Below are 4356 nucleotides of genomic sequence, written 5' to 3'. Positions count from 1 at the left end.
TTTGTCCAAGTGATCTCACCATTACAATTATCTGTAGCAGTAGCACCACCATTTGAAGCCAACCAAGCTTCGATACCACCTTGGTCACCATCAGCACTACACTCAATGGCAATGTCAGAGGCAGGTGACGTTAGAGTAGGAGGTGTATTGTCTTCAATACTAATTGAAGCTGAAGTTGTCACTTCGTTTCCACAATCGTCTGTCGCAGAAAAGGTTACCAAAAGAGCACCATTACAAGCTTCTAAATCATCAATGTTAAAATCGTTTGACCAAGTAACAGTGCTACAAGCATCATCGGCTTGCGCGTTACCATTGGCATTAATCCAATTGTTTATATCTGTTGTGTTATCAGGACCACATTCCAAAACCAAATCAGAAGCTGGAGTTGTCATTGTAGGAGGTACCAAATCAATTATAGTAAACAATGCTGTTGATGAACTTGAATTATTACAGTCATCAGTGGCGATAAATTGAACCAAAGTAGTTGAAGTACTTCCGCATTGATCAATTACATTTAATACGTTATAGGACCAAGTGACATCAGAACAGTTATCAGTGGCTACAGTACCAGCATGTGTATTTAACCAAGCTTGATATTCGTTTGTATTTCCAGAACCATCACAAAGGACTGTTTGATCTGCAGCGACTGTAGTAAAAGTAGGAGCCGTAGTATCTGAAACAGAAATCGTTTGGATTACTGAGCTTGAGTTATTACAATCATCTGTGAAAGTCCAAGTTCTAGTAACAGTTATATTACATGGATCAGCATCATTCACAGAGTCTACACCCGTAACCGTAATAGTTCCAGAGCAATTATCAGTTGCAGATAAATCACCAGGAGCAGGAACATCTTCTAAACACTGATAACTCATATTGGCAGGTGCAGCAGGAGCAATTGGTGCTAGGGTATCAGAAACTGTTATTGTTTGTGAGATCGAGGACGTATTATTACAATCGTCTTCAAATTCCCAAGTTCTGGTAATAACTATATTACAAGGATCTGTATTGTCAACTGAATCTGTTCCAGTAACGGAAATAGTACCTAAACAATTATCTGTGGCTGATAAATTTCCTGGAGCAGGAACATCAGCTAAACATTGAAATGTCTCATCGGCAGGTGCTACAGGAGCAACTGGTGCTGTTGTATCAGAAATGGTAATTGTTTGTGAAATAGAAGATGAGTTGTTACATGAGTCTGTGAATGTCCAAGTTCTTGTAATTTCAATATTACATGGATCAGAATTGTTTAAAGAATCGGTTCCAGTTACTGTAATGTCACCTTCACAATTATCTACAGCAGTTAAATCACCTGCGGCAGGTAAATCAGCTAAACATTGATATGATGTGTCAGCTGGAGCTGCTGGAGCAACTGGAGCTGCTGTGTCTTGTACATTAATAGTTTGTGATACAGATGAAGAATTATTACAGTTATCAGTAAAAGTCCAAGTTCTAGTAATAACGACGTTACATGGGTCAGAATTATCAATAGAATCTACTCCCAAAGAAATGATATCTCCAACACAATTATCTGTTGCTGTTAGATTTCCTGGAGCAGGAACGTCAGCCAAACATTGGTATGATTCATTGCTAGGAGCAGCAGGTGCTACTGGAGCCAATGTATCTATAACATGAATGGTTTGAGTTATTGAAGAAGTATTATTACAATTATCAGTAAAAGTCCATGTACGGGTAATAACCACATCACATGGATTAGAACTGTCTGTTGAATCACTTCCTGTTACAGTGATATTGCCATCACAAGCATCTACTGCTGTTAAATCTCCAGTAGCAGGTACATCAGAAATACATTCGTATGTGACATCTGATGGAGCAGTTGGAGCAACAGGAGCAATGGTATCGTTTATATTGATGGTTTGGGTATCAGATGCTGATAACCCACAATCATCTGTAATGGTAAATGTTCTTGTAACGACAATCGGACAAGTTCCTGTAGAACTATCCTGATATGTTATTGAGGCGACATTGGCTTCAGTAAAACTACCTCCGGCAGCGATAAAATCGCTCTCAGAGATGGTTACAATGGTTTCTGAATAACCAAGGCCAGAAATATCATTTGTTGAACACCCCTCTAATGTTGAGTCAGTTGGTGCATTAATAATTGGAACAATATTATCTGTAATAGAAATGGTAATATCTGCACTTATGGTACAGTTATTTTGATCAGTTGCAGTAACGGTATAAGTTCCAGCGGGTAGATTACTGAAAGTGTTACCAGATTGAGAATATCCTGCTGGTTCTGGACTAATCGAATAAGTATATCCAGGTACGCCTCCAACTGGTCCTGAAGCGGTAATGGATCCAGTGGTTCCACCACTACAAGGTATATTGGTTGCACTTAAACTTAAGCCAGATAAAAGAGGAATCACAGTGACATCATAAGTCTGGCTATCTACAACACCATCATTATCTGTTACTGTTAATGTTACGCTGTATGTTCCTGGTGCTGAATAGGTATGACTTGGATTAGCTCCAGAACCTGTTGTACCATCACCAAAATTCCATACATATGTGTATGGATTGTCAATGTCTCCACCAGTTGTACCATCAGTAAAATTTATTTGATATGAATTACAAACTGTCTCATTAGAAAAGTTAGCAATTAAAGGAGCTCTTACTATATAACCAGTTGGGTTAGAATAACATTTCGAAGGATTCGTACCACAGGATGCTCCACTATTAGCTTGCCAAGCCATATAGAAGTTAACCATCTCCACTTGATCACCACAATTCCATGTTAATTCTTGAACTTGAAGGTTTTGACCAACCGGAATGGGTTGGTTTGGATATAAACAATCAGATACACTGGTTACAAATTGACCATTTATATAATAATCAAAAGATAGATATAAACTGTATCTGTTAGCATTGGTGTTAGCTCCAAAATAAGCAAATATGTATGCTGTTTGGGGTGTGCCAGGAGTACAGTTGTTATCTAAAGGTTGACCATTTATATCTGCTAAATAAAAATCGGTCAAATAAAAATCATTAGCATTACAAGCAGCAGTACCATCTACATTGGCTTCCAAATTTGAAGTTGTAGGGGATTGTGTGCTCAATAAAGTTGTGGTTTCACGATTCCTAACTTGAGCGTAGGTCAAACCGTGTAAAAGACCTATCATAAGAATCAAAAGACTTCGATACCTTACTTTAGTAGTAATTGTCTTCATAAGATGTAGATTTATAGCAAAACTTAATTTTATATATCGATGTTAGTTAAGTATCAATAAAATGATATTTAATAATCAAACTATATCTAAATTCTTTGTTGAGGGAAAAATTGTGCTATGACAAAACAGCACAGAATGGACTAATCTAGTTTTCTGATTGGGGATCATTTTAATTAATAGCTTACAAGAGCAAATAAATAGTGATTCTGAATCTCAATCAAAAAAAAATGTCAAATCACTAAAATATTCGATTAAGCGGTGTGGGAAAACACTTTGTCGTTTAAAAATTGTGATTTAACGAGTGCGATTTTTTATAAATCTTTAATATTTTGTTGGGATTGTAGGTCTTTTTTGTTCATAATTAATAGCTTATAATTTATTTTAAGTAAATTTGAGAGTGCCAAACTAAGCTTTTTGTCTGAAATAAACAACAGTTTGTCGAAAAAAATTAACACTTTATCGATTGTATGAAACGGTTAATAATTGTAAGACACGCTAAATCATCATGGGAATATGATGTTATAGATCACCAAAGACCCTTAAAAAATAGGGGAAGGAACGATGCATTGTTAGTCTCAAATGAGTTTAAATCCTATAATTTAAAACCTGAAATAATTTTCTCCAGTGATGCTGAAAGGGCCAAAAAAACAGCCGAAATTTTTAAAAAAGTTTTAGAAATTGAGGATTCATTATTTCTTTTAAAACCAGAATTATATGATTTTAGTGGAATTGAACTATTGAAATTCATTAAGTCGATTCCTGAAGATTTAAATTTTATTATGATTTTTGGTCATAATCATGCCATTACAGCTTTTGTAAATGAATTTGGGAATAAGTATACTGGGAATGTTCCTACATCGGGGTTAACAATGATAGAGTTTGATATAGATTCTTGGTCTCAGTTGAGAAAGGGAAAAACAGTAATGTCTATTTATCCTAGGGATTTAAAGTAACCACTAATACATTCTATGTTTGCTTGCTGTACACGGGCAGTCCGAGAGTCCCTGTAGGAAATCAATGCCAATTGTGATCATGTGTGTGCCGGAGTTGTAGCCTATCAGGTCGTTCATGGTGATCTGGTACGAGTATGCAAAATAGAACTTGGACTTCATGATCCCTGCCATGGGCCCAATGTTCAGCGGTTTGAAGAACTGGTCGTTCAGGAACC

3 protein-coding genes are annotated in these 4356 nt (G+C 36.4%); 1 reads left to right on the top strand and 2 read right to left on the bottom strand.

Translation table 11 applies throughout. The annotated features are described in order from the left end of the window. On the bottom strand, nucleotides 1-3188 hold a 3188-nt coding region (locus ZA07_RS16350), incomplete at its 3' end, for a PKD domain-containing protein (RefSeq protein ID WP_157492034.1). A 467-nt stretch (nucleotides 3189-3655) separates the two neighbouring features. Between ZA07_RS16350 and ZA07_RS02355 the strand changes: the two genes are divergently transcribed. Continuing rightward, the gene (locus ZA07_RS02355; RefSeq protein ID WP_053970137.1) at nucleotides 3656-4141 is read left to right on the top strand and encodes a histidine phosphatase family protein; all 486 of its coding nucleotides are present in this window, start codon (nucleotides 3656-3658) and stop codon (nucleotides 4139-4141) included. Nucleotides 4142-4144: 3 nt separating this feature from the next. On the opposite strand, the gene ZA07_RS15845 is transcribed toward ZA07_RS02355, so the two are convergent. After that, on the bottom strand, nucleotides 4145-4356 hold a 212-nt coding region (locus ZA07_RS15845; RefSeq protein WP_157492033.1), incomplete at its 5' end, for a type IX secretion system membrane protein PorP/SprF.

Origin of the sequence: Mangrovimonas sp. ST2L15 (assembly GCF_001280515.1) — a bacterium.
GTDB lineage: Bacteria > Bacteroidota > Bacteroidia > Flavobacteriales > Flavobacteriaceae > Mangrovimonas > Mangrovimonas futianensis.
The sequence above is the reverse complement of the archived record's forward strand: the minus strand, read 5'-3'. Positions and strand labels throughout refer to the sequence as shown.